The 21,460-nt window shown below is 40.1% G+C and carries 23 protein-coding genes; 16 read left to right on the plus strand and 7 right to left on the minus strand.

All coding sequences use genetic code 11. The features are described from left to right. Positions 1–11 precede the first annotated feature (11 nt). Positions 12–932, plus strand: a complete 921-nt coding sequence (locus B1F84_RS04705) for a glyoxylate/hydroxypyruvate reductase A (protein ID WP_131690726.1) — start codon at positions 12–14, stop codon at positions 930–932. A 259-nt stretch (positions 933–1,191) separates the two neighbouring features. Here B1F84_RS04705 and smrA read toward each other — a convergent pair whose 3' ends face one another. The 3 genes from smrA to B1F84_RS04720 all read right to left on the minus strand — a co-directional run bounded on the left by smrA (position 1,192) and on the right by B1F84_RS04720 (position 2,676). After that, entirely contained in the window at positions 1,192–1,773 is a 582-nt protein-coding gene (gene smrA / locus B1F84_RS04710) for a DNA endonuclease SmrA (protein WP_131690727.1), read from the minus strand. Positions 1,774–1,904: 131 nt separating this feature from the next. Next, on the minus strand, positions 1,905–2,150 hold the full coding sequence (locus B1F84_RS04715) for a hypothetical protein (RefSeq protein ID WP_008114416.1): 246 nt from the start codon (positions 2,148–2,150) through the stop codon (positions 1,905–1,907). Positions 2,151–2,256: 106 nt separating this feature from the next. Next, entirely contained in the window at positions 2,257–2,676 is a 420-nt protein-coding gene (locus B1F84_RS04720) for a hypothetical protein (RefSeq protein WP_131690728.1), read from the minus strand. Positions 2,677–2,784: 108 nt separating this feature from the next. Here B1F84_RS04720 and B1F84_RS04725 point away from each other — a divergent pair, with 108 nt between their 5' ends. Then, positions 2,785–3,168: a response regulator gene (locus B1F84_RS04725; protein WP_008114419.1), complete on the plus strand. Its 384-nt coding sequence runs from the start codon at positions 2,785–2,787 to the stop codon at positions 3,166–3,168. 67 nt (positions 3,169–3,235) lie between these two features. Here the strand turns inward: B1F84_RS04725 and rpsT are convergent, their stop codons facing one another. Further along, on the minus strand, positions 3,236–3,496 hold the full coding sequence (gene rpsT, locus B1F84_RS04730; protein ID WP_008114420.1) for a 30S ribosomal protein S20: 261 nt from the start codon (positions 3,494–3,496) through the stop codon (positions 3,236–3,238). A gap of 253 nt (positions 3,497–3,749) precedes the next feature. Here rpsT and murJ point away from each other — a divergent pair, with 253 nt between their 5' ends. The 11 genes from murJ to B1F84_RS04785 all read left to right on the plus strand — a co-directional run bounded on the left by murJ (position 3,750) and on the right by B1F84_RS04785 (position 17,080). Beyond that, positions 3,750–5,330 carry a murein biosynthesis integral membrane protein MurJ gene (gene murJ, locus B1F84_RS04735; RefSeq protein ID WP_276319960.1) on the plus strand — a complete coding sequence of 527 codons (1,581 nt, stop codon included), beginning with the start codon at positions 3,750–3,752 and terminating at the stop codon, positions 5,328–5,330. 74 nt (positions 5,331–5,404) lie between these two features. Beyond that, a complete protein-coding gene (ribF, locus tag B1F84_RS04740) occupies positions 5,405–6,331 on the plus strand; it encodes a bifunctional riboflavin kinase/FAD synthetase (protein ID WP_131690729.1) in 927 nt (308 codons plus the stop codon). Between the two features lie 29 nt (positions 6,332–6,360). Then, positions 6,361–9,189, plus strand: a complete 2,829-nt coding sequence (ileS, locus tag B1F84_RS04745) for an isoleucine--tRNA ligase (protein WP_131690730.1) — start codon at positions 6,361–6,363, stop codon at positions 9,187–9,189. Positions 9,190–9,201: 12 nt separating this feature from the next. Further along, positions 9,202–9,702: a signal peptidase II gene (gene lspA, locus B1F84_RS04750; RefSeq protein ID WP_131690731.1), complete on the plus strand. Its 501-nt coding sequence runs from the start codon at positions 9,202–9,204 to the stop codon at positions 9,700–9,702. Further along, entirely contained in the window at positions 9,699–10,139 is a 441-nt protein-coding gene (fkpB, locus tag B1F84_RS04755; RefSeq protein ID WP_010391275.1) for an FKBP-type peptidyl-prolyl cis-trans isomerase, read from the plus strand. Before lspA ends, fkpB begins: the two co-directional genes overlap by 4 nt. Next, positions 10,139–11,068 (plus strand): 4-hydroxy-3-methylbut-2-enyl diphosphate reductase, encoded by a 930-nt coding sequence (gene ispH, locus B1F84_RS04760; RefSeq protein ID WP_131690732.1) that lies wholly within the window; start codon positions 10,139–10,141, stop codon positions 11,066–11,068. The genes fkpB and ispH overlap by 1 nt, the downstream gene beginning before the upstream one ends. 443 nt (positions 11,069–11,511) lie before the next feature. Continuing rightward, the gene (gene pilV, locus B1F84_RS04765) at positions 11,512–12,072 is read left to right on the plus strand and encodes a type IV pilus modification protein PilV (RefSeq protein WP_008114431.1); all 561 of its coding nucleotides are present in this window, start codon (positions 11,512–11,514) and stop codon (positions 12,070–12,072) included. Between the two features lies 1 nt (position 12,073). Continuing rightward, positions 12,074–13,069 carry a PilW family protein gene (locus B1F84_RS04770; protein WP_131690733.1) on the plus strand — a complete coding sequence of 332 codons (996 nt, stop codon included), beginning with the start codon at positions 12,074–12,076 and terminating at the stop codon, positions 13,067–13,069. Then, complete coding sequence (locus tag B1F84_RS04775; RefSeq protein WP_008114436.1) at positions 13,057–13,542, plus strand: hypothetical protein; 486 nt, start codon at positions 13,057–13,059, stop codon at positions 13,540–13,542. The genes B1F84_RS04770 and B1F84_RS04775 overlap by 13 nt, the downstream gene beginning before the upstream one ends. 1 nt (position 13,543) lies before the next feature. Then, positions 13,544–16,651 (plus strand): PilC/PilY family type IV pilus protein, encoded by a 3,108-nt coding sequence (locus B1F84_RS04780; RefSeq protein WP_131690734.1) that lies wholly within the window; start codon positions 13,544–13,546, stop codon positions 16,649–16,651. Positions 16,652–16,660: 9 nt separating this feature from the next. After that, positions 16,661–17,080 (plus strand): type IV pilin protein, encoded by a 420-nt coding sequence (locus tag B1F84_RS04785; RefSeq protein WP_131690735.1) that lies wholly within the window; start codon positions 16,661–16,663, stop codon positions 17,078–17,080. 9 nt (positions 17,081–17,089) lie between these two features. Here B1F84_RS04785 and B1F84_RS04790 read toward each other — a convergent pair whose 3' ends face one another. Beyond that, positions 17,090–17,623, minus strand: coding sequence for a GspH/FimT family protein (locus B1F84_RS04790; RefSeq protein ID WP_076918952.1), 534 nt, complete (start codon positions 17,621–17,623; stop codon positions 17,090–17,092). Between the two features lie 69 nt (positions 17,624–17,692). Next, positions 17,693–18,235, minus strand: coding sequence for a GspH/FimT family pseudopilin (locus tag B1F84_RS04795; protein ID WP_131690736.1), 543 nt, complete (start codon positions 18,233–18,235; stop codon positions 17,693–17,695). Between the two features lie 156 nt (positions 18,236–18,391). Between B1F84_RS04795 and B1F84_RS04800 the strand changes: the two genes are divergently transcribed. Beyond that, on the plus strand, positions 18,392–18,730 hold the full coding sequence (locus tag B1F84_RS04800) for a P-II family nitrogen regulator (protein WP_008114445.1): 339 nt from the start codon (positions 18,392–18,394) through the stop codon (positions 18,728–18,730). A gap of 58 nt (positions 18,731–18,788) precedes the next feature. On the opposite strand, the gene B1F84_RS04805 is transcribed toward B1F84_RS04800, so the two are convergent. Continuing rightward, the gene (locus B1F84_RS04805) at positions 18,789–19,553 is read right to left on the minus strand and encodes an outer membrane protein assembly factor BamD (RefSeq protein WP_008114446.1); all 765 of its coding nucleotides are present in this window, start codon (positions 19,551–19,553) and stop codon (positions 18,789–18,791) included. A gap of 141 nt (positions 19,554–19,694) precedes the next feature. Here B1F84_RS04805 and rluD point away from each other — a divergent pair, with 141 nt between their 5' ends. Together rluD and pgeF are read left to right on the plus strand one after the other, a co-directional pair. After that, positions 19,695–20,672 carry a 23S rRNA pseudouridine(1911/1915/1917) synthase RluD gene (gene rluD, locus B1F84_RS04810; RefSeq protein WP_008114448.1) on the plus strand — a complete coding sequence of 326 codons (978 nt, stop codon included), beginning with the start codon at positions 19,695–19,697 and terminating at the stop codon, positions 20,670–20,672. Positions 20,673–20,674: 2 nt separating this feature from the next. Continuing rightward, positions 20,675–21,406: a peptidoglycan editing factor PgeF gene (gene pgeF / locus B1F84_RS04815; RefSeq protein WP_131690737.1), complete on the plus strand. Its 732-nt coding sequence runs from the start codon at positions 20,675–20,677 to the stop codon at positions 21,404–21,406. Positions 21,407–21,460 lie beyond the last annotated feature (54 nt).

Genomic DNA, 21,460 nt, shown 5'->3' on the forward strand with positions numbered 1-21,460 from the left:
AAGGAATCATCATGTCAGTTTTAGTCGCGATTACCGGTCGAGATAGCACAAAATTAATTGCAAAAATGCAATCACAATTACCCAATATTCACATTGAGCAGCTTGATGATTGCCAAGATTTTGCAAGTGTGGAATTTGTACTGGCTTGGAATGCGCCCGCGTCTTTATGGCCAAAGTTGATAAATTTGAAAGCGGTGTCATCGTTTGGTGCTGGGGTTGATAGTATCGATTTATGTTTACTACCTGCACATGTTGAAGTAGTGCGCATTGTCGATAAACAGTTAGCCAACGACATGGCTGAATATGTACTTACTCATGTATTAGCGCAAAAATTGCGATTAAAAGAATATTTCTTAAAACAACAGCAAAGTGAATGGAAGCCCAAAAGAGCGTATAGGCACGATCGAGTCAGTATTTTAGGGTTTGGCGAATTAGGCCAAGCCTGTGCCTACAGGTTGGCTAATAATGGCTTTAAAGTTAATGCTTGGAGCCGAAGCCCTAAAACATCAACGATAGCAGCACTCTACCATGGTGATCAGGGCTTAAATGATATGTTAGTGAATACAGATTATTTAATCTGCCTATTGCCACTTACTAGCAATACCAAAGGTATTATTAATCAACAGTTGCTTAAGCAACTTCCTGAGCATGCCGTGGTTATTAATGTGGCCCGAGGTGAGCATGTCGTTGAAGCTGATTTGCTCGATGCGCTCAATAACGCACGTTTACGAGCAGCAACGCTTGATGTATTTGCCTGTGAGCCACTACCAAGCGAACACCCTTATTGGCAGCACCCAAATATTACTTTAACGCCGCACTGTGCTGCGTTGTCAGATCTAGATAGTGTTATTAAGCAAATAGCAGAAAATATTTTGCGTTTGAAAGCGAGACAACCATTAATAAATTGTATTAATAAGCAGCAAGGTTATTAATTTAGAGTTATTGGCCTTCAAGGATTAAAATTTGTTTAATTTTTAACAGAAACAGCTTGTTAACATTTGTAATTTTTACTATTGTTAAAAGCTGTTCTAACAAAAATAATAAATAGGATGAATTATGAAACCCAATCAAGGGGGCGCAAAAATTAGCATTGTGGTTGTATCTATCATTATTTTAGGAATATCTGCGTGGTTTAATCAAGCTAATGCGGCAGCGTTGATGCTTAACTAACCCTTATTAGCACAGCAAGATTTAACTGCGCTTGCTGTGAATTTCTCTGTTTTGATGCTTTTTATCATCACTCTTCTTTAGTAAGACATATGTTGCCCCACTTCCTCCATGCTGCCTGAGTGCAGTGTGAAATGCTAAAACACAAGGAATTGTTTGCAGCCACTGATTTACGTAACTTTTTAAAATACCCGGTTTGGCTTTATTTTTAATGCCTATTCCATGACGAACAAGAACCATTCTTATATTGCGATTGTGGCAATCTTTAATAAAGGCCTGCAACGAAGCATGGGCATTTTTTAAAAGTTGCCCGTGTAAATCTAACGTCGCATCGAGCTGATATTTAGCTAATCTTACATTTTTAAAAACCGGGCTTTGCACGCCATCTCGTTTAAAGCTTAATATGGCGAGTGGGTCGAGCAATTCAAGTGGTTCATCTAACGGATTAAATTGTTCACTGTTTAAATTTGATTGTGCAGCTTTGTTTTTTTCTTGCTGTGCGATAACCGTTTTATGGCTTTTAGATGGTAATGTCACGGTGTCATGACTGATAGGGGTAACATCCTCCATAGAGGATAAGAATAAATCGAAATCTGACAACGGCATGGGCTTATCTCAAATTAGGCTAATACGAGATAAATTTTAACTTAGTTCAAACTAAGACCCAAGATTTTTAAAGCTGTGGAATAAAAAAAGCCCAGATAAACTGGGCTATAAAATATTCTAAGGGGAAGTAATTAGTGTTGAGATACAGTAAATTGCCCAAATGTATAAACTTTGAACAAGTAAAATGTGTTGATCAAAACTAAACTCATATTTGAAATAATACTCGACGACATAAGATCTAAGCTAAATGATAGGAATAACAAACCACAGGCACTAATCGCAGCAACGCGAAGCAGTGTCAGTTGGTTAATAAAGAATGCACCTAAACCTAGTGCAAGTAGTAATGTATTTAAAAGCCAATCTAGCTCGTTTAGCATGGTCGTTTCAATAGTTCAGTTGTTGAAAAAAGGAGCGCCATTATGTTGATCTTTTGCACAGCTTTCAACCAAGTAATTTTAAATTTTCAGATTAGTTTTTTTAATGTTAAAAGTAAGTGAGTAATACTGAAAATATTCCCTCTTCAGCAATAATTCGGTATTTTTGGCAGCTTTGCGGTTGCTGTAAATCAATACATAAATAAAGTGTTCTTCGCTGCGTATCAAGTCGCGGATGTAGGGTTGAGTCCATTAGCTTTGGTTCGCTTGAAAATCCCCCTGGCCAATACACACTTTGGCTCACCATAGACGATTTTTTATAAGTAAGTAAGCTTGGCTTTGGCACTAAAACAAGTATAAGTAATGATATCGTGAAAAGAAAAAACAGGGTCAGCTTGATACCACGCTTAGTGTTCTTTGATTGCGGCTTTAATTGTGAGCCAAGGTTTGCAAGCTTATTAGTGGGTGTAGGTTTAACAGTAATCGTTTTATTTTTTTTGCGGCGACTCTTTTTTGTGGTTTTCGACATAAAGCAAATCTGGCCTTTTTAGCTTAGCTCTCTATAATAAAGTAAATATTTGTATTTTAAGCAAATCACCAATTTCGCAGACATGGCTTTAGCCTATAAGGATTATATATGAATACGCAGCTATCTATTTTGATTGTTGATGATGTTAGCACTGTGCGTAGCTTTTTGAGTCAAACCCTGATGCATTTAGGGATAGAGAATGTAAAAGAGGCGTCAACGGCCGCGCAGTGTATTAGCGAGTGTCGTGCAGCCAATTTTAATATTATATTTTTAGATATAGAGCTACCTGATGGCGACGGTAAAGAGCTTATTGCGCAAATTAATGAGTTATCACCAGAGACAAACGTGGTGATGGTGTCGGCGCATTCAGGCGTTGAAAATGTGAAAGATGCGATAGATAGAGGGGCAAAAGGATTTGTGGTTAAGCCCTTTTCTCCAAAGAAAATTGCGGCGATGCTGAAAAAGTTTTATCCAGAGCTGGATAACGTTTAAGGGGCGCATTTATTTTGGGCAAAAAAAAACCGGCAAAAGCCGGTTTTTTTAATCTTGCAAAAACAAATTATAGCGCTTTAATTTTAGCAGCTAAACGGCTCTTATGACGAGCAGCTTTGTTTTTGTGGATTAGACCCTTAGTTGCGTAACGGTCTAGGATAGGTGTAGCAACAGAAAAAGCTTGCTGTGCAGCTTCTTTATCGCCAGCTTCAATAGCTACGATTACTTTTTTGAAGTAAGTACGCATCATTGAACGACGGCTTGCGTTGTGCTGACGGTTTTTTTCGCTTGTGATAGCGCGTTTTTTTGCAGACTTGATGTTAGCCAAGGTTTGCTCCTAACAATCTTAAATAAAGCTTAAATTAAAGGCCGTGGAATATGCCTGTTTTTATCATGAATGTCAATTTAATTTTAACAATCCAAGAAAAACTGCTCCTTATAACGAACATCAATTTGCCGCTTTAGCAGTTAATAGCGCTATTGTAACAAAGCAAGGGGCTCCAGCCTAGTGCTTTAAAGCGATTTATAAAAAAGACTATGGCATAATTAACTTAATTGCTGATTTTTAATATGGATTCATAGTGTCAAAAGGTTTGTTTCGTTCTGGGATGATTGTAAGTGCAATGACAATGATCTCGCGTATTTTAGGGCTAGTACGAGATGCCGTCGTAGCTAACTTGTTGGGCGCAGGCGCTGCGGCCGATGTATTTTTATTTGCTAACCGTATTCCTAATTTTTTACGCCGTTTATTTGCCGAAGGGGCTTTTGCGCAAGCATTTGTACCGGTATTAAGTGAAATTAAACAGCAGCAAGGCGATGAGAAGGTCAGAATATTTGTTGCCCAAGCCGCCGGCACGTTAGGCACTATTTTACTGATAGTGACGCTCTTTGGTGTGATAGCGTCACCTGTTATTGCTGCTTTATTCGGCACTGGTTGGTTTATTGATTGGTGGCAAGGTGGCCCTGACGCAGAAAAGTTTGAGCTTGCCAGTTCGCTATTAAAACTCACTTTTCCTTATTTGTTTTTTGTAAGCCTTGTGGCGCTCAGTGGCGCTGTGATGAACGTTTATAATCGTTTTGCCGTTGCGGCTTTTACCCCGGTTTTACTCAATGTATCTATTATTAGTTGTGCCATTTTATTACATGATCAGTTTTCTGTAGGCGCTTATGCGTTAGCTGTTGGCGTGTTTTTAGGAGGCGTGGTACAGCTATTATTTCAACTGCCGTTTTTGTATAAAGCAAAAATGCTAGCGCGCCCGCGCTGGGGTTGGCAAGATGAAAATGTGAAAAAAGTACGCAAGTTAATGCTCCCAGCCTTATTTGGTGTATCAATTAGTCAAATTAACTTATTACTCGATACGGTAATAGCTTCATTATTGATGACAGGCTCTATCGCTTGGCTGTATTACTCAGATAGACTGATTGAATTCCCACTTGGTTTATTTGGCATTGGTATTGCGACGGTTATTTTACCTGCGCTGTCAAAATTACACAGCAGTAAAAAAAGTAGCGACTTTCAACATACCCTAGATTGGGGAGTGAGGTTTGTGATTTTTTTAGGGCTTCCAGCAATGATAGGATTGATGATTATAAGCCCACTTATTATTACCGTGCTGTTTGATCATGGCGCTTTCAAAGAAGCGGGTATTGATCATGTTAAGGCGGTGAGCTTGGGGGTTGTTGCTTACTCAGTGGGATTAGTCAGCTTTATGTTAATTAAAGTGCTCGCGCCAGGGTTTTATTCTCGCCAAGATACTAAAACACCGGTACGCATTGGTATTATTACTTTGGTACTAAATATGGTGTTTAACATTATGTTAGCGCCATTTATTGGCTATTTAGGCTTGGCACTGGCAACCTCAATGTCAGCCAGCTGTAATGCTTATTTACTTTACCGACAACTAAAAAAAGAGAATGTTTATCAGTTTTCCAGCATGAGTGGCTACTTCACTTTGAAGTGCTTGTTGGCAAGTGTAACGATGGGCGCATTGGTTTGGTTTACCAGTAGACAATATGACTGGGTTAGTTGGCACTTTAGCGAACAAGTTATGTTATTGGTTGTGTTATTAATTATTGCGATGGTTAGTTACTTTTTTATGTTGTTTTTGATGGGTGTTAGACTAAATACGATAAAAAGTGTAGCAATTACTGAATCAAATTAAAAAAAAGATTATAATCGGACACTCTGCGGCCCGAGGTCGCATTTTATCGCTCGCTGAAAAAGGCATTAGGTGGCATGGAGTTAATTAGAGGTATACACAATATACGCCCACAACACTTTGGTTGTGTGCTGACCATTGGTAATTTTGATGGTGTTCATTTGGGTCATGCTGCCGTATTAAAAGGGCTTTTAGCTGATGCAAAAGAAAATAATTTACCCAGCACCGTAATGTTATTTGAGCCTCAGCCACAAGAGTTTTTTGCAAAGAGTAACGCTCCGGCTAGGCTGACTCGACTGCGTGATAAACTACGCTTATTGAGTAACTTAGGAATTGAACGCGTTATTTGTATTAGCTTTAATCAGGCTTTTGCAAACATGCATGCCGAGCAGTTTGTTAGCGATATTTTAATTAAAAAGCTGGGCGTTAAAGCATTAACGGTTGGTGATGATTTTAGGTTTGGTAAACAGCGCCAAGGTAACTTTAGTCTATTGGCAACTATGGGCACCCAAGCGGGAATGAGTGTTAAAAGCACTGCCAGCTTTAGGCAATTAAATGCTAGAGTAAGCAGCACCTTGATACGAGAAGCGCTTGCTGAAGGTGACCTAGTTAGTGCAAAAGTTATGCTTGGGCATAATTATGCAATATCTGGACGTGTTATTCATGGCTGGAAGAAAGGCCGCGAACTGGGTTTTAGAACGGCAAATATTGCGCTAAAACGTCAAGTTTGTCCGGTCAATGGTGTATTTGCGGTTCAAGTGATGATCGCAGGAAAGCAAGTTTTTGGGGTGGCTAACATTGGAAACAAACCCACGTTTAATGGAACTCGTGCCTTATTAGAAGTTCATCTTTTTGATTTTGCACAAGATATTTATGGACAATTTATGCATGTGGAGCTAATTGAAAAACTCCGCAATGAGAAAAAATTCGAGACATTAACACAACTGACGGCACAAATAGCAACCGATGTTGCCGCCGCTAAGCAGTGTTTTGGTTTAAATTAGGTAGCCGATAGAAACGGAAAGTAGGATTAATGAGCGACTACAAACATACTTTGAATTTACCGGAAACAATGTTTCCAATGCGTGGCAATTTGGCACAACGTGAACCAAAAATGCTTAAAGCATGGTATGAAGACGACCTATACGGTCAAATTCGCAGCGCGAAGAAAGGTAAAAAAACTTTCATTTTGCATGACGGCCCTCCGTATGCAAACGGCGATATCCATTTAGGCCACTCAGTAAATAAAATATTAAAAGATATTATTGTTAAGTCTAAAACCTTATCAGACTTTGATGCGCCATACGTACCAGGTTGGGACTGTCATGGTTTACCAATCGAGTTAATGGTTGAGAAAAAAGTCGGTAAACCCGGTGTTAAGGTAACTGCGGCAGAGTTTCGTGAGAAATGTCGTGCCTATGCTAAAAAGCAAGTGGAAGGCCAAAAAGTAGACTTTAAACGTTTAGGCGTTTTTGGTGATTGGGATAAACCTTACCTAACCATGAACTTCGACTTTGAAGCTAATGCCATTCGTGTACTGGGCCGCATTATAAAAAATGGTCACCTTCATAAAGGCGCTAAGCCTGTGCATTGGTGTACAGATTGTGGCTCAGCATTAGCTGAGGCAGAAGTTGAATACCAAGATAAACAGTCTCCAGCTATTGATGTGCGTTTTACTTTTACAGATCAAGATGCGGTAGTTAACGCATTTGATTTAGCGGCTGGCCATACAGGAACAGGTAGCGTAGGAACCGTTATTTGGACTACGACACCATGGACTTTACCTGCGAACCGTGCGGTAGCTGTGCATGCTGATTTAGAATACGCGCTAGTACAAGTAGAAGATGAAGGCGTTCAGCAACGTCTTATTATTGGCTCTGAGCTGGTTAAAGATGCGATGGATCGTTTTGGCTTTAACCATTTCCATATCCTTGGCTATGTTAAAGGCGCAGCACTTGAAAACTTAACCGTAGCACACCCTTTTTATGACTTTAATGTTCCTGTTATTGTTGCAGAGCACGTAACAACTGATTCAGGTACGGGCATCGTGCATACTGCACCAGGTCATGGTCAAGAAGATTTCGTGGCTGGTCTTGAGTACAACCTTGAAGTAGCTAACCCTGTTGGCGCAAACGGTGTTTACTTACCTGATACTGAATTATTTGCCGGTCAACATGTGTTTAAAGCCAATGCGAGTGTAATTGAGGTATTAAAAGAAAATAATGCCCTAATGCATCATCATGCATTAACGCACAGCTACCCACATTGCTGGCGCCATAAAACACCTATTATTTTCCGTGCCACACCACAATGGTTTGTTAGCATGGATCAGGCTAACTTGCGCCAAGATTCACTGGCTGAAATTAAAAATACTCAGTGGTTACCTGAATGGGGCGAAAGCCGTATTGCTAACATGGTTGAAGGCCGCCCTGATTGGTGTATTTCACGTCAACGTACGTGGGGTGTTCCTATTGCATTGTTTGTTGATAAAGACACGGGTGCATTACACCCAAATACTCAAGAGCTGATTGAACAAGCAGCAGCGCTTGTTGAAAAGTCAGGTATTCAAGCATGGTATGACCTAGAGCCAGCTACTTTACTAGGTGAAGAAGACGCACAACAATACATGAAAGTGCAAGACACACTGGACGTGTGGTTTGACTCAGGTGTAACGCATGCCTGTGTTGTTGATGCGCGTGAAGATTTAACCGGTCCTGCTGATTTATACCTAGAGGGTTCAGATCAACACCGTGGTTGGTTTATGTCATCAATGATGACCTCAGTGGCAATTAATGGTCATGCACCTTACAAGCAAGTGCTTACGCATGGCTTTACGGTTGATGAAAATGGCCGCAAAATGTCTAAGTCATTAGGTAATGTTATTTCACCACAAAACGTGATGAATAAACTAGGCGCTGATATTTTACGTTTATGGGTAGCATCAACTGATTACACGGCAGAAATGACGGTATCAGATGAAATATTCAAACGTTCAGCAGATCGCTACCGCCGTATTCGTAACACCAGCCGTTATTTGCTTGCTAACCTTAGTGGTTTTGATCCAAAAACAGATCAAGTTGCTGTGGATGATATGGTTGAGCTTGATAAGTGGATTGTAGGGCGTGCTGCACAGTTACAAGATGACATTTTAGCGGCGTACGATAGCTACCAAATGCTATTAGTGACGCAAAAGTTAATGAACTTCTGTACCGGTGAGCTTGGTTCGTTCTACTTAGACGTTATAAAAGATCGTCAGTACACGGCAAAAAGTGACAGTCATGCACGTCGTTCTTGTCAAACCGCGCTGTACCACATTGCTGAAGCAATGACGCGTTGGATGGCACCAATCATGAGCTTTACAGCACAAGAAATTTGGGAAGCACTTCCAGGTGAGCGCAGCGACTATGTATTTACTTCAACTTGGTATGAGGGCTTACAAGCGCCAACTACGACCAAGTTTAGTAATGAAGATTGGCAAGCTATTTTAAATGTGCGTGACGAAGTGAACCGTCTGCTAGAAGCTGCACGTAAAGAAGAAGTGATTGGCGCTACATTACAAGCAACGGTTAATCTTTTTGCAAGTAAAGAACTTGCTACAAAACTGGCTGCACTAGGTGATGAACTTCGCTTTGTGTTACTTACTTCAGCTGTAAATGTTACTGAAGTAGAGAGCCAGCCTGCAGACTCACAAGCAACCGAAATTGAAGGTTTATACATTAGCGTATCAGCAACTGATGCTAAAAAGTGTGAGCGTTGCTGGCATTATAGTGAAGATGTAGGCGTTGAGCCTGCGCACCCTGAAATCTGTGGTCGTTGTGTTAGTAACGTTGACGGTGAAGGTGAAAAGCGTCAATTCGCTTAGGAGTTGTTTTTAGTGAGCAAACTAGCCCAAAAAAGTGGTTTAGTGTGGCTTTGGTTGAGTCTATTACTACTAGTAATAGACTTTGCCAGTAAAACACTGGTTGTAAACACCATGGCCTATGGTGAGTCAATTAATCTACTGCCTGTTTTTAGTATCACTTATGTACATAATTACGGTGCAGCTTACAGCTTTTTAAGCGAAGCGGGTGGCTGGCAACGTTGGTTTTTAAGTGTAATAGCAATTGCAATTAGTTGTTTGTTGGTATGGTGGTTAAAGCGCCTTCCTGCGTCTAATAAAGTATTGTGCGGTGCATACTCGTTAGTGTTAGCGGGTGCTATTGGTAACTTATACGACCGTGTTGCTTATGGTTACGTTATTGACTTTTTACATGTGTTTTACGAAGACTCACATTTCCCCGTATTTAATATTGCAGATTGTGCTATTTGTGTAGGCGCTGCGTTATTACTATTTGACGCCTTTACAGGCGAAGAACCAAAGGAGCATAAAGCATGAGCCAAGCTGTAATTGGTGAAAACTCAGACGTTATTTTTCATTTTTCTATTAAACTAGAAGATGGCTCTGCCGCTGACTCAACAAAAGTGCATAACAAACCTGCTAAGCTCACTATGGGTGATGGCAGTTTAACCGCTAACTTTGAAAAATGTTTGCTTGGCCTAACCGCGGGTGAAAGCAAAACATTTGAGCTTGAGCCTGAAGATGCTTTTGGTCAACCAAACCCAGATAATATTTATTATGTAGATCGTAGTAAGTTTGGTGCAGAAACACCGGCTAAAGTAGGTGCGATTATTGCTTTTACTCAACCTGATGGTACTGAGCTTCCTGGTTTGGTGCGTGAAGTGCAAGGTGAGTCAGTCACTATCGATTTTAACCACCCATTAGCGGGTCAGCGTTTAACGTTTGAAGTTGATATTATTGAGGTGCAGGGTTAATGGAAATATTATTAGCTAATCCACGAGGCTTTTGCGCTGGTGTTGACCGCGCAATCAGTATTGTTGAGCGCGCTTTAGATATTTTTGAAAAACCAATCTATGTGCGACACGAAGTGGTGCATAACCGTTATGTGGTTGATGGCTTAAAAAATCGCGGCGCCGTATTTGTCGAAGAACTAGATCAGGTTCCTGATGACAGCATTGTTATTTTTAGTGCTCATGGTGTATCTCAGGCTGTTCGCTCAGAGGCTAAACGCCGAGAGTTAAAAGTATTTGATGCAACCTGTCCGTTAGTGACTAAAGTGCATATGGAAGTAACTCGTGCTAGTAAAAAAGGTATTGAATGCATCTTAATTGGCCACCACGGACACCCTGAAGTTGAGGGTACCATGGGTCAATACGATAACGAACAAGGTGGTATTTACCTTGTTGAAACGGTTGATGATGTATTAAAGCTTGATGTGAAAAATGCAGATAACCTTTTTTACTGCAGTCAAACAACTTTATCAGTAGATGACACTGCAGATGTGATTGATGCTTTACGTAGTAAATTTCCTGCTATCGATGGCCCACGTAAAGACGATATTTGTTATGCAACGCAAAACCGTCAAGATGCGGTTCGTGATTTAGCTGATAAAGTGGATGTGCTATTGGTTGTGGGTGCTAAAAATAGTTCCAACTCTAATCGTTTACGGGAACTTGCTGATAAAATGGGTACGCAAGCCTATTTAATTGATGATGCTAGTAATGTTGAAGCATCATGGTTTGATGGTATCAACAGTGTGGGTGTGACTGCCGGCGCCTCAGCTCCTGAAGTATTAGTTCAGCAAGTGATTACTCGATTAAAAGAGCTAGGTGGCAAGCAAGTAATTGAGAATCCAGGTGAAGAAGAAAACATCGTTTTTGCTGTACCAGTAGAGCTGCGTTAATTTTTTAAATGATGAAAAAGCTGAATGAATTGGTAACTGACACGCACTGGATTACTTTCATTCAGCCTTTTTAATCATTTTTTTAATATTTTTTGTTATTTTTAATATTCCTAAAAATAGCAATAAAATAAACCACTTCCATTTCAATGCGTGCTTCTGTTTGGTTTATGGCTTTGAGCTAAATAAAAGCGCCATTTACTTTTTCATTAAACAAGTCTATAACCGGATTCCATCCTTACTAATTTTTATCTCTTTGAGGCTTAAACGCTTTTTACTGTTTTTCAAAATGTTTTACAGATGGAAAAACAGCGAAATACCCCAAAATACAGTACTTAAACGCTGATTATAGTAATAGCCAACTATTTCATTGTGCGAGCGGTTGTTTATTGAATATGTTTCGTAAATGTATACAATTACACCAATCAACATTTTTTGGCTACCTTATGTTTGCACACCAGATTAAATTTTCAAAAGGTTTTACACTTATAGAAGTGCTCATCGCCTTTATTATTCTCAGTTTTGGTTTATTAGGCGCAGTTGCCTTGCAAGCTAAAGCAAAGCAAGCGAGCTTTGACTCAATGCAACGTGCAGCAGCCGTGGCACTTGGCAATGATATTATTCAACGAATACGCGCTAATGACACACCGCAACTAGCGACTCTTTATGATGTTGACTTTAATAGTGATACTGGCAAGAACTCATCAAATACGTGTTTTACAAACTCTTGCACTAATGCACAAATTGCTGCCTTAGATATTGAGCAGTGGAAGCGTGCTATTCGTGCTCGCGAAAATACAGGCTCATTAGATGATGCCTCGGTATGTATTAACCCTACAGCTGTTGCCAGTGCTGCAGGTAATGCATTTAATGTTGAAGTAATTGTAACCTGGCAGGGGCGCCAAGAATTTAAAGCGAGTGAGGCTACTGGAAATATTAGCTGTGGCGTAGCAGATAAAAAACGCCGTTTGGTGGTGTTAAACAGTTATGTTTATGTCAGGAGTTAAAATGAAGCAAGCCGGATTTACCCTAGTTGAAATGATGATTTCACTTTTTATTGGTGGCTTGATCCTCGGTGGTGTGATGTTTACTTATATTGGCATGAAAGTGACCACCAAAGACACTATGACCATAGGCGAGTTACAAGAATCAGGTCGCTTAGCCATTAACATTATGCAACGAGATATTGAACAAGTTGGTTTTTGGGGGACTTTTTATGATGATTCATTTACCGCTATAAATACCACCACATTAGCAAGCCCAACAGGTGATTGCTCTGAAGGTGATAACAATGGTAGCTTCCCTAATTTAGCGAGTAGTAGCAACTTTAAAGGTCTATTTGCCAAGGTAGCAGTAGATTCAAGTGAGCTTAGCTGTATTAATAATCCGCTAGCAGGAACTGACATTTTACAAGTAAAGTTTTTGCAAGGTCGTCAACTACAGGTAGAAGCGGGTGCCAATCAAACCCAAAGTGATGAAAACTATTTTATTGCTGAGCAAGAAAGTGCTCGTTTTGTTCGCGGTGTTATTGACCCGGCTACTGTGAATCTTAATGCCAGTATTTGGCCGTATAGCCATCATAGTTACTATATTTCAGAGCAAACTTATACAGTAAATAATAAAAGTATTACGGTTCCTGCATTAATGCGAAAACGCTTGGTCGGAAATTCGATGACAACGGAAACCATTATGGAAGGCGTCGAGAATATGCGCTTTGTGTTTGGTTTAGATACCACTAGTGATAGCCGTGTAGATACATACAGAAGCATTGATGATATGAGTATTGCACAGTGGGAAAATCAAAAAGGTGTTTTAACCGTTCAAGTTTTTTTATTGATCAGAGCATTACAGCCAGATCCTGGGATTTCTATAAAAAACCAAACCTATATTCTTGGTGAAGATGCTAACAGCCGAACGTTAACGTTTTCAGACAATTTCAGACGTACTGTTTTTACTACAACAATACGTTTAAACAATGCAGGATCGAATTTATGGCGCATTTAAGCCCTACGAGGAGTAAGCAACAGGGTGTTGTGCTTATTACGGCACTTATTATGGTGATAGCTGTGACAGGGATTGCGGTAACTTTAATGAGCAGCAGTAGTATTGATATTAAGATCACTAATGCCGCACAGGAACGTGAAGTCGCTGAAAATCAATTAATTGGTGAAGTACAGCGGATTATTGCTGATGAGGTAAGTAAAGGGGCTGCTAATCAGTTCTTTTTGACTCCCGATGAAGTCACAGATAGCGGTATCGAAATTGCTAACCGTAATGATATGACAAGCAATATGGTTAATTTAAATAACGGCATGCTTGATTTAAAGTGTCCTAGACGCTTTAATTTTACGACGGGGATCTCCTGCAATATGGTTCAGGTATCAACAACCATAGACTATGGCTCTAAAAGTAAACACCAAATCACTATAGTAACCGGTGTCGCTCAAGAGATGGCTAGTATAAGTAAAGGTATTTAAGATGAAATTTAAATTAAAGAATATGTTACCTGTGTTACTTGGCTTAGCTGCGAGCGCACCTGCAGTAGCCGAAGATATAGAGTTATACGTTAACCATAATGTTCAAACAGATGAAAATGCACGTGTTTTGTTTGTGTTTGATACTTCCGGCAGTATGGCTTTTTCTACTTTGACTGGTAATAATTGTGGTTATGACAACAGAAAAAGACGATGGATATTGTGTGATGATAATCGCTTAAATGTTGCCCAAAATGCAGTGAAGAATTTAGTTAACAGTAACAAGGATGTTGATTTTGGTTTGATGCGATTTGCAGGCAGTGATGGCGGCTATGTGTTGTCGCGTATTCACAGTAACAATACAAAAATATTAAAAGCAGTTGATGATTTGCCCGCTGATGGCGCGACACCAATTACGGAAACATTATGGGAAGCCTATCTCTACATGACAGGCCAACAAATAGACTTCGCAGACGGTATTCAGGACCGTGACAAAGCTGTAGATAACAACAAGTACTACAAATCACCATTTCGAAAAGATGATAAAGGCAACAAAGAATTGCTGCGTTGTGATAACTCGATTAATGTGATCTTAATGACTGACGGCGACCCAAGTAACGATAGCGACAGAAACAGTAATATAAAAAAGCTACATAACTCAATTTTTATTGATGCTATTCCTTTTGAGTCAGGTGAGTACAAAAATAGTTACTTAGTTGCCCTAGCAAAAATTTTACACGGTACCAAACAAACGCAAGTTGATTTGTTCTCTGAAACGCCAGACATAGTTGATACCGCGAGAGTATATACCATTGGTTTTGGTACGGGCATGAGTCAAGGTGGTAAAGATCTCCTCGATATGACAGCCAGAGTGGGTGGAGGTAAGTACCTTCATGCTGATACAGCCGATGAACTTTCTAAGGCGTTAAATCAAACAATTTCACAAATACGAGAAGAAAACAGCTCATTTACTTCACCGTCGTTTGCCAGTAATAACGTTGACCAAACACGCAGTAAAAACGCAATTTACTTCACAATGTTTTATCCCGAAATTGGTACTCGTTGGCAAGGTAACTTGAAAAAGCTAGAAGTATCAGGTAATAAAATAGTCGATACCAAAGGCGTAAAAGCACTTGATAGCAACGGTCTAATCGATAAAAACGCGCATACCTTTTGGCCAGATGCTGATAGTGCAGCAGATGGTAATGCTGTAAAACAAGGGGGCGTGAATGCCGCGCTTGCTAGCAGCAGCAAAGAGCGAAAATTATTTTCTGATGGCCCATCAGGACAGCTAATTAATTTTGATTACGATACGATAAGTGAAGTCTTCAACATTGTTAATAAGCAAAAGAATAAGCCATCAGTAGATGATTTGCTTGTTAGTGATGTTCAGCTTGAAAGCACAATAAATTGGGCTCGTGGTATTGATGTTGACGATGAAGATGGCGATGGCTCTTCACAGGACAAACGCAACGACATATTTGGCGATCCGTTACATTCTAAACCGTTGGCTATCGATTATGGTAATAATGATGTACGCATTCTAATAGGGACAAATGCAGGGTTTTTGCATATGTTCAAAGACGATAGCAAAAATAATAAGGTAGAAGAAAGTTGGGCATTTATCCCCTCAGCCCTGTACTCAATTCTTAACCCTTTGCGTTCAAAGGAAAAAGGCAAAGAATATGGGATGGACGGACCTATTAGTGTTTATTTCAACAATAAAAGTTTAAATAGTGAAGGCCTAAATGATGGCACTATCAATGCCAGCAGCGGAGATGAAGTGTGGGCTATAGCCGGTATGCGCCGTGGTGGTCGTAATTATTATGCTTTTGATATTTCTAATCCAGATAACCCTAAAAAACTGTGGAAGAGTCCAATTAAAGGTGGCGATAAAGGTTTTGAGGAATTAGGGCAAACATGGTCTAAACCACAAATAGCTTACATTAAAGCATGGGGTGATGAGCCTTTACTGGTATTTGGCGCAGGCTACGATACCAGTAAAGACAACACTCGAGATGCCGATACAATGGGTCGAGATGTTTATATTGTAAAAGCTAAAACCGGTGAGAAAGTATGGTCACTTAGAAGTGATAATGCTTTTAAAGGCAAGCACAGTATTGCTGCTGACGTTAGTTTACTCGATTCAGATTATGATGGTTATATTGACAGAATTTATGCTGCCGATACTGGTGGCGGGGTGTGGCGTATAGATATGCCTGGAACCAGCACTAATGCATTTAGTCATTACAAACTCGCTGAGTTAGGTGCTGATACCGACAGACGTTTCTTTTATAAGCCGGTAGTGGCAAGAACCGTGTTTAGTAAAGTGACTATTAGTAAAGGGGTAACTTCACGCTTAGATACACCCTATGATGCGGTACTTATTGGTAGTGGTAATCGCTCAAACCCTTTAAACAGTAGCAGTGCTGATCAGCTATTTATGGTTAGGGATGAGAATACCATCACTAAATCATTCAAAAATAATGCACCCGCTGCAATTGTGCCGAATGATTTAATGTCAATGAACGAAGACTTATTTGGCAAAGCGCTGAATAATGTGGGCGACTTTAATGCATTAGAAGCCCAGCTATCTAATGACTTTAAAGGATGGCGTTATAAATTAAATAGCGGTGAAAAATCACTCGCAGCGGCAACTGTTGTTGGCGGTGTGGCTTATTTCACTTCGTTTACACCTGGCTCTACTGGGGCTTCGAGTAACCAATGTTCATTAGGTGCAGGTGGCGGCTCGCTCTATGCGTTTCACTTACATTATGGCACTAAGGTGTATGACAACTTAAAATTTAAAACAAGTTACGAGATGCCAGATACGCCTCAGCTTTATTTTGGTGATAGCTGTGCTGATGGAAATAGCGACGGTAAGTGTGATGACAATACCAATGAAAATGTAAAAAGTCAGTTTTACCTGATTGGTCCAGGTATTAATGGCAGTGAAACAGCGAACCCGTTAAAGCCGCTAGAAATAACGGGACCAGGCTTAAAAGTTGTAGATAAAAAAATCCAGTTGGTAAACGATGACTCCGTTGGTTTTGGCTTTAGAACACAGCAGACTTATATTTATAAACGTGAAGAAAATGACGAGGGTAATTAGGGATTATTAATGAGTAAAAAACAACAAGGATTTACCTTAATTGAATTAATGATAGCCGTGGCCATTGTTGGCATTATCGCCGCAATTGCAGTGCCTAATTACAGTGAGTATGTAAAAAGGGCATCACGTGCAGAGGCCGCATCAGCGCTTTTAGATGCGGCAAACAAGCAAGAACAGTATTTTGTTGATAACCGTGCTTATACAGCCTCGTTTGATGACTTAGGGATAAATAGTAAAACTGAAAATGGTAGTTTTGAACTAACAATTAAAGTGGTTGATAATAATGCATTTACTGTCACCGCCAAGCCGATTGCAGGCGCTGTAAAAGGTGATGCTGATTGTACGTCATTAACCATTAATGATGTAGGTTTAAAAGGAGCAACAGGTAGTAAAGGCGATACCGACATTAACTATTGCTGGGGTCGATAAACACAGCGCTTATTGTTGGCATTTGTTGGTAGATTTTATTCTTATTCGACCTGTTTGACTAATAGACAAAGCAAGCCCCTCAAGGCTTGCTTTATCACTATTTGGGCAATACACGAAAGTGCCGTTCTGAAATCCATTTAACGAGCCATCAGGCCTAAAAGTAATGGCGGTACGAGGATACTCTAACGTATCGGCATTATGAGTATACTCAAAAGTACTAATTAACAGTTCATCATCATCAAGTGATGTTGACCTGTCATTATCAATAAAAAGAGACACACCCGTGTGCCACTCACCCTCTGAACACTGTTTATCTTTTAAAGCGCACAGCGTTACGTAGCTGTCATGTTCTATAGCGTAAAGGCGTGCAAAATTAATATTTCGGTGTAGTAAAGAGATTTGATTGTCAGCTCGGTTTTTCGCTAAAAAGTCGGCAAAAAACCAGAGTGAAATTTGCGCTACGATCACAAAAACCACAATTGCTACCATGAGCTCAATTAGTGTGAAGCCACTATGTGGGTGATAACCTGTATTTAACCTCATCCCTGAAGCCTTGATTTATCCGTCCATGATTAAAGTTTAGACAATAATTAGCAAATTACAAAATAGCGATTAACAACTGCTTTTGGTGTCGCCAACATAAAAGGCGGTTCCTGATAGTGCTAGCGTTAAAGCCTTATTATTTTCAGTGCCATTATTAGGGCAAAAAATAAAATTGCCTGGTGTTGTGGTAATACGTCCGCTGGAATTAAATCGTATACTGTTATCTGCAAATGAAATACGATCATTGGGACTAATTTCTTCCATTACTCTAATAAGGCTATCTGTTGCCTTATCATATTGACCATCATTATTTGCATCGATGAAGGTGATTACTATTTTATCAACATCCCATCCATCCGTGCATGTAAGAGTATCGTCATTGTTTTTTACTTTTGTTTTTGAGGCTGCACATACAATGACTATTTCGTCAGTACTGGCTGCTTGTGAACGTGCATAACTAATATTGCGCTTTAGTTCCAATAAAAAGTTTTCCCCACGGTTTTCTTCCAGCATATCGCCACTGTTCCACAAAGCAATAGTGGCAATAATGCCAACAATGGCCACGGTGACCATTAATTCTAATAAGGTAAATCCACGGTGTTTAGTTTTCATATGAATCTCAATAATTAGTTGTTTTAAGCTAAGCATTATTTATGAGGATAATCATACCATGATTATTTTTCACCTGTGCTATTCAATCACTTTGTTTGCTATGAACCTCATGATTGTCTAAAATCGAGGCAACTGAGGCTTTCAAAAGTAACTAATATGAAAAAAATAGAAGCAATCATTAAACCGTTTAAGCTCGATGATGTGCGCGAAGCACTATCTGATGTTGGCATTACGGGTATGACAGTAAGTGAAGTAAAAGGGTTTGGACGTCAAAAAGGCCACACCGAGCTATACCGTGGCGCAGAGTACATGGTTGATTTTTTACCTAAGGTAAAGCTAGATATTGTGCTTGGTGATGAAGATGTGGAACGCGCTATTGATGTGATTGTTAAAACCGCACAAACAGGCAAAATTGGTGATGGTAAAATATTTGTTACTGAGGTAGAGCGTGTTGTGCGTATTCGTACCGCAGAAGAGGATGAAGACGCGATATAATCGTAGTCTTGAGTAAAAAAAGGCGCTACTTTTATTTGAAAGTAGCGCCTTTTTCGTATCATTTATTTCTGCTATTGAATTTACGCGTTTGCGCTGCATTCTCACTTAATTCAGTTAATCCAAGCTTATCGTAGCTTTTTTCCATCATGGCTAATGCCGCATCCAAGTAGCTACTTTGCGAGTAATGCTCTACCACAAACTTACCGCGATTCGCGGCTGCTAAATAAGCTTCACGTTCATAATAGTAAGTCGCAACTTTTAGCTCATAACGTGCCATGCGATTTAATAGCCAAACTAAACGACGTTTTGCTTCTGGCGCATAATCACTTTGTGGAAAACGTTTAACTAAGGTTGATAGGTCGGTATAGGCTACACGGGTACGTTTAGCGTCTCTGTCTGCTCTATCTACACCAAAGTACTCTTGGAAAGCATTTTTATCCGCTTTAATATTAACCAAGCCACGCATGTAGTACATGTAATCTAAATCTTTGTGATTTGGGTTTAAGCGAATAAAACGGTCAATGGTAGCAAGTGCCTGCTCTGTATTACCTGATTGGTAATGTGCGTACACTAAATCCATCTGTACTTGCTTTGAAAACGGGCCAAACGGGTAGCGAGAATCAATTGCCGCTAACAGTTCAATTGCACGTGCGTATAAACCAGAATCAAGCGTTTGTTTTGCATCTTCGTATAGAGCTTGTGCTGATCTGTTTGGTACTCGTTGAATGTCTTCTTGGTCAGGCGCAGACGAACAAGCCCCTAAACTAAGCACTGAAACTGAAAAAACAATGGCGAATGCACGTTTCCCTATTTTATTTATCATTTTATTTGTTACCTTCGATGTCTTCGGCTAGGCCAAGTGGGTAAAACCGAGTAAACTATGCGTATTATGTTATGCTTTTATTAAAAGCGATTCTAACCCAGTCAAGCAAAGCTTGCACTGGTAAATTGGGTAAAGTTACTAATGTCAGAGCAAATATCTCTCCAAGCCGAGGTCCCAACAGACTTAGGTGGTAAACGTCTAGACCAAGTATTAGCACAATTGTTCCCTGATTATTCACGATCACGGATAAAAACGTGGATTTTAGATGATAAAATCACCGTTGACGGCGAAATTTTCAACACCCCGCGTGAAAAATTACTCGGTGGTGAAGTTGTAGCTGTTGAAACAACAATAGAAGCACCTCGTGAATACGAAGCACAAGATATCAAATTAAACATCGTTTATGAAGACGATGATATTTTAGTGATCAATAAACCAATGGGATTAGTAGTTCATCCTGGTGCAGGTAACCCTGACGGTACTGTGTTAAATGCATTACTTCATCACTTCCCAGAAATTATTAACGTACCACGAGCGGGTATAGTGCATCGTCTTGATAAAGACACAACCGGCTTAATGGTTGTAGCTAAAACCATTCAAGCTCAAACTCATTTGGTTAAAGCCTTACAAAAGCGCGAAAATTTCACACGTGAATATGAAGCGTTATGTAATGGTACTATGACTGCCGGTGGTATGGTTGAAAAAGCGATTGGCCGTCATCCAACTCAGCGTACGCACATGGCTGTTCATGAAATGGGTAAACCTGCGATTACGCATTACCGTGTAGCAGAAAAGTTCCGTGCTCATACTCGTTTGCGTTTACGCCTTGAAACCGGACGTACGCACCAAATTCGCGTGCATATGGCGTACTTAAATCATCCCTTAATTGGCGATCAATCTTATGGCGGCCGTCCTCGTCCACCAAAAGGGGCAACGCCTGAGCTGTTTGAGTTACTGCGTAGCTTTAAGCGTCAAGCGCTGCATGCCGTTAAATTAAGCATTGCTCATCCAATTACCGGTGAAATGATGACCTGGCAAGCACCTATCCCTGATGATATGGTTCAGATGACTCAAGCATTGCGCGAAGATACAAAAGCAAATCCAGACATAGCTAGTTAATTATGTCTGGCTTATCAGCTACATGGCAATCTATTCAGGGTGTAGGCACATTGAGTACTACACGAGATGGAGGCGTATCAAAGCCACCATTTGATAGCTTGAATTTAGGATTGCATGTAGGTGATAACCGCCAAGATGTATTAACCAATCGAGCGCATGTAAATACCCACTTACCTAACCCGGCTGTTTGGTTAAATCAGGTTCATAGCGCCGACGTAATTAGAGTGGATGAAGGGTTTGACGCTAAACAAACTCTGACGGGGGATGCGCTTTATACGCAGTTAAGCAATCAACCTTTAGCTATAATGACCGCTGACTGTTTACCTATTTTACTTACCTCAAGCGATGGCCAAGAAGTGGCTGCCATTCACGCCGGTTGGCGAGGGTTAGCGCAAGGAATCATTAGTAATACAGTTAGCTATTTTAAACATGCACCAACGAACTTACATGCTTGGTTAGGTCCTGCAATAGGGGCTAATCGATTTGAAGTCGGCCAAGAGGTTGTTGCAATATTTACAGCCAATAATCCTGCTTTGCACGACGCGTTTAAACCTCAAAATAACGATAAATATTTAGCTGATATTTATCATATAGCGCGTATTTTGCTAAACCAACGGGGTGTTGTGAATATTAGTGGTGGTGAATACTGTACTTTTTCTCAAGATAATCAGTTTTTTTCTTATCGACGAGATGGCCAAACCGGTCGTATGGTAAGTTTGATCTGGCGCAAGTAAATAACCATTAAGTGATTATTTTTCCCTCAATACCTTGAACAAACCCGCTAACAT

This window comes from Pseudoalteromonas sp. DL-6 (assembly GCF_004328665.1).
In the GTDB taxonomy this organism is placed as follows: domain Bacteria; phylum Pseudomonadota; class Gammaproteobacteria; order Enterobacterales; family Alteromonadaceae; genus Pseudoalteromonas.

Bases quoted from the DNA above. Each gene is read 5' to 3' on its own strand.
- B1F84_RS04705 (WP_131690726.1), top strand. From the start codon at position 12: ATGTCAGTTTTAGTCGCGATTACCGGTCGAGATAGCACAAAATTAATT.
- smrA (WP_131690727.1), bottom strand. From the start codon at position 1,773: ATGCCGTTGTCAGATTTCGATTTATTCTTATCCTCTATGGAGGATGTT.
- B1F84_RS04715 (WP_008114416.1), bottom strand. From the start codon at position 2,150: ATGCTAAACGAGCTAGATTGGCTTTTAAATACATTACTACTTGCACTA.
- B1F84_RS04720 (WP_131690728.1), bottom strand. From the start codon at position 2,676: ATGTCGAAAACCACAAAAAAGAGTCGCCGCAAAAAAAATAAAACGATT.
- B1F84_RS04725 (WP_008114419.1), top strand. From the start codon at position 2,785: ATGAATACGCAGCTATCTATTTTGATTGTTGATGATGTTAGCACTGTG.
- ribF (WP_131690729.1), top strand. From the start codon at position 5,405: ATGGAGTTAATTAGAGGTATACACAATATACGCCCACAACACTTTGGT.
- ileS (WP_131690730.1), top strand. From the start codon at position 6,361: ATGAGCGACTACAAACATACTTTGAATTTACCGGAAACAATGTTTCCA.
- fkpB (WP_010391275.1), top strand. From the start codon at position 9,699: ATGAGCCAAGCTGTAATTGGTGAAAACTCAGACGTTATTTTTCATTTT.
- ispH (WP_131690732.1), top strand. From the start codon at position 10,139: ATGGAAATATTATTAGCTAATCCACGAGGCTTTTGCGCTGGTGTTGAC.
- pilV (WP_008114431.1), top strand. From the start codon at position 11,512: ATGTTTGCACACCAGATTAAATTTTCAAAAGGTTTTACACTTATAGAA.
- B1F84_RS04770 (WP_131690733.1), top strand. From the start codon at position 12,074: ATGAAGCAAGCCGGATTTACCCTAGTTGAAATGATGATTTCACTTTTT.
- B1F84_RS04775 (WP_008114436.1), top strand. From the start codon at position 13,057: ATGGCGCATTTAAGCCCTACGAGGAGTAAGCAACAGGGTGTTGTGCTT.
- B1F84_RS04780 (WP_131690734.1), top strand. From the start codon at position 13,544: ATGAAATTTAAATTAAAGAATATGTTACCTGTGTTACTTGGCTTAGCT.
- B1F84_RS04785 (WP_131690735.1), top strand. From the start codon at position 16,661: ATGAGTAAAAAACAACAAGGATTTACCTTAATTGAATTAATGATAGCC.
- B1F84_RS04790 (WP_076918952.1), bottom strand. From the start codon at position 17,623: ATGAGGTTAAATACAGGTTATCACCCACATAGTGGCTTCACACTAATT.
- B1F84_RS04795 (WP_131690736.1), bottom strand. From the start codon at position 18,235: ATGAAAACTAAACACCGTGGATTTACCTTATTAGAATTAATGGTCACC.
- B1F84_RS04800 (WP_008114445.1), top strand. From the start codon at position 18,392: ATGAAAAAAATAGAAGCAATCATTAAACCGTTTAAGCTCGATGATGTG.
- B1F84_RS04805 (WP_008114446.1), bottom strand. From the start codon at position 19,553: ATGATAAATAAAATAGGGAAACGTGCATTCGCCATTGTTTTTTCAGTT.
- rluD (WP_008114448.1), top strand. From the start codon at position 19,695: ATGTCAGAGCAAATATCTCTCCAAGCCGAGGTCCCAACAGACTTAGGT.
- pgeF (WP_131690737.1), top strand. From the start codon at position 20,675: ATGTCTGGCTTATCAGCTACATGGCAATCTATTCAGGGTGTAGGCACA.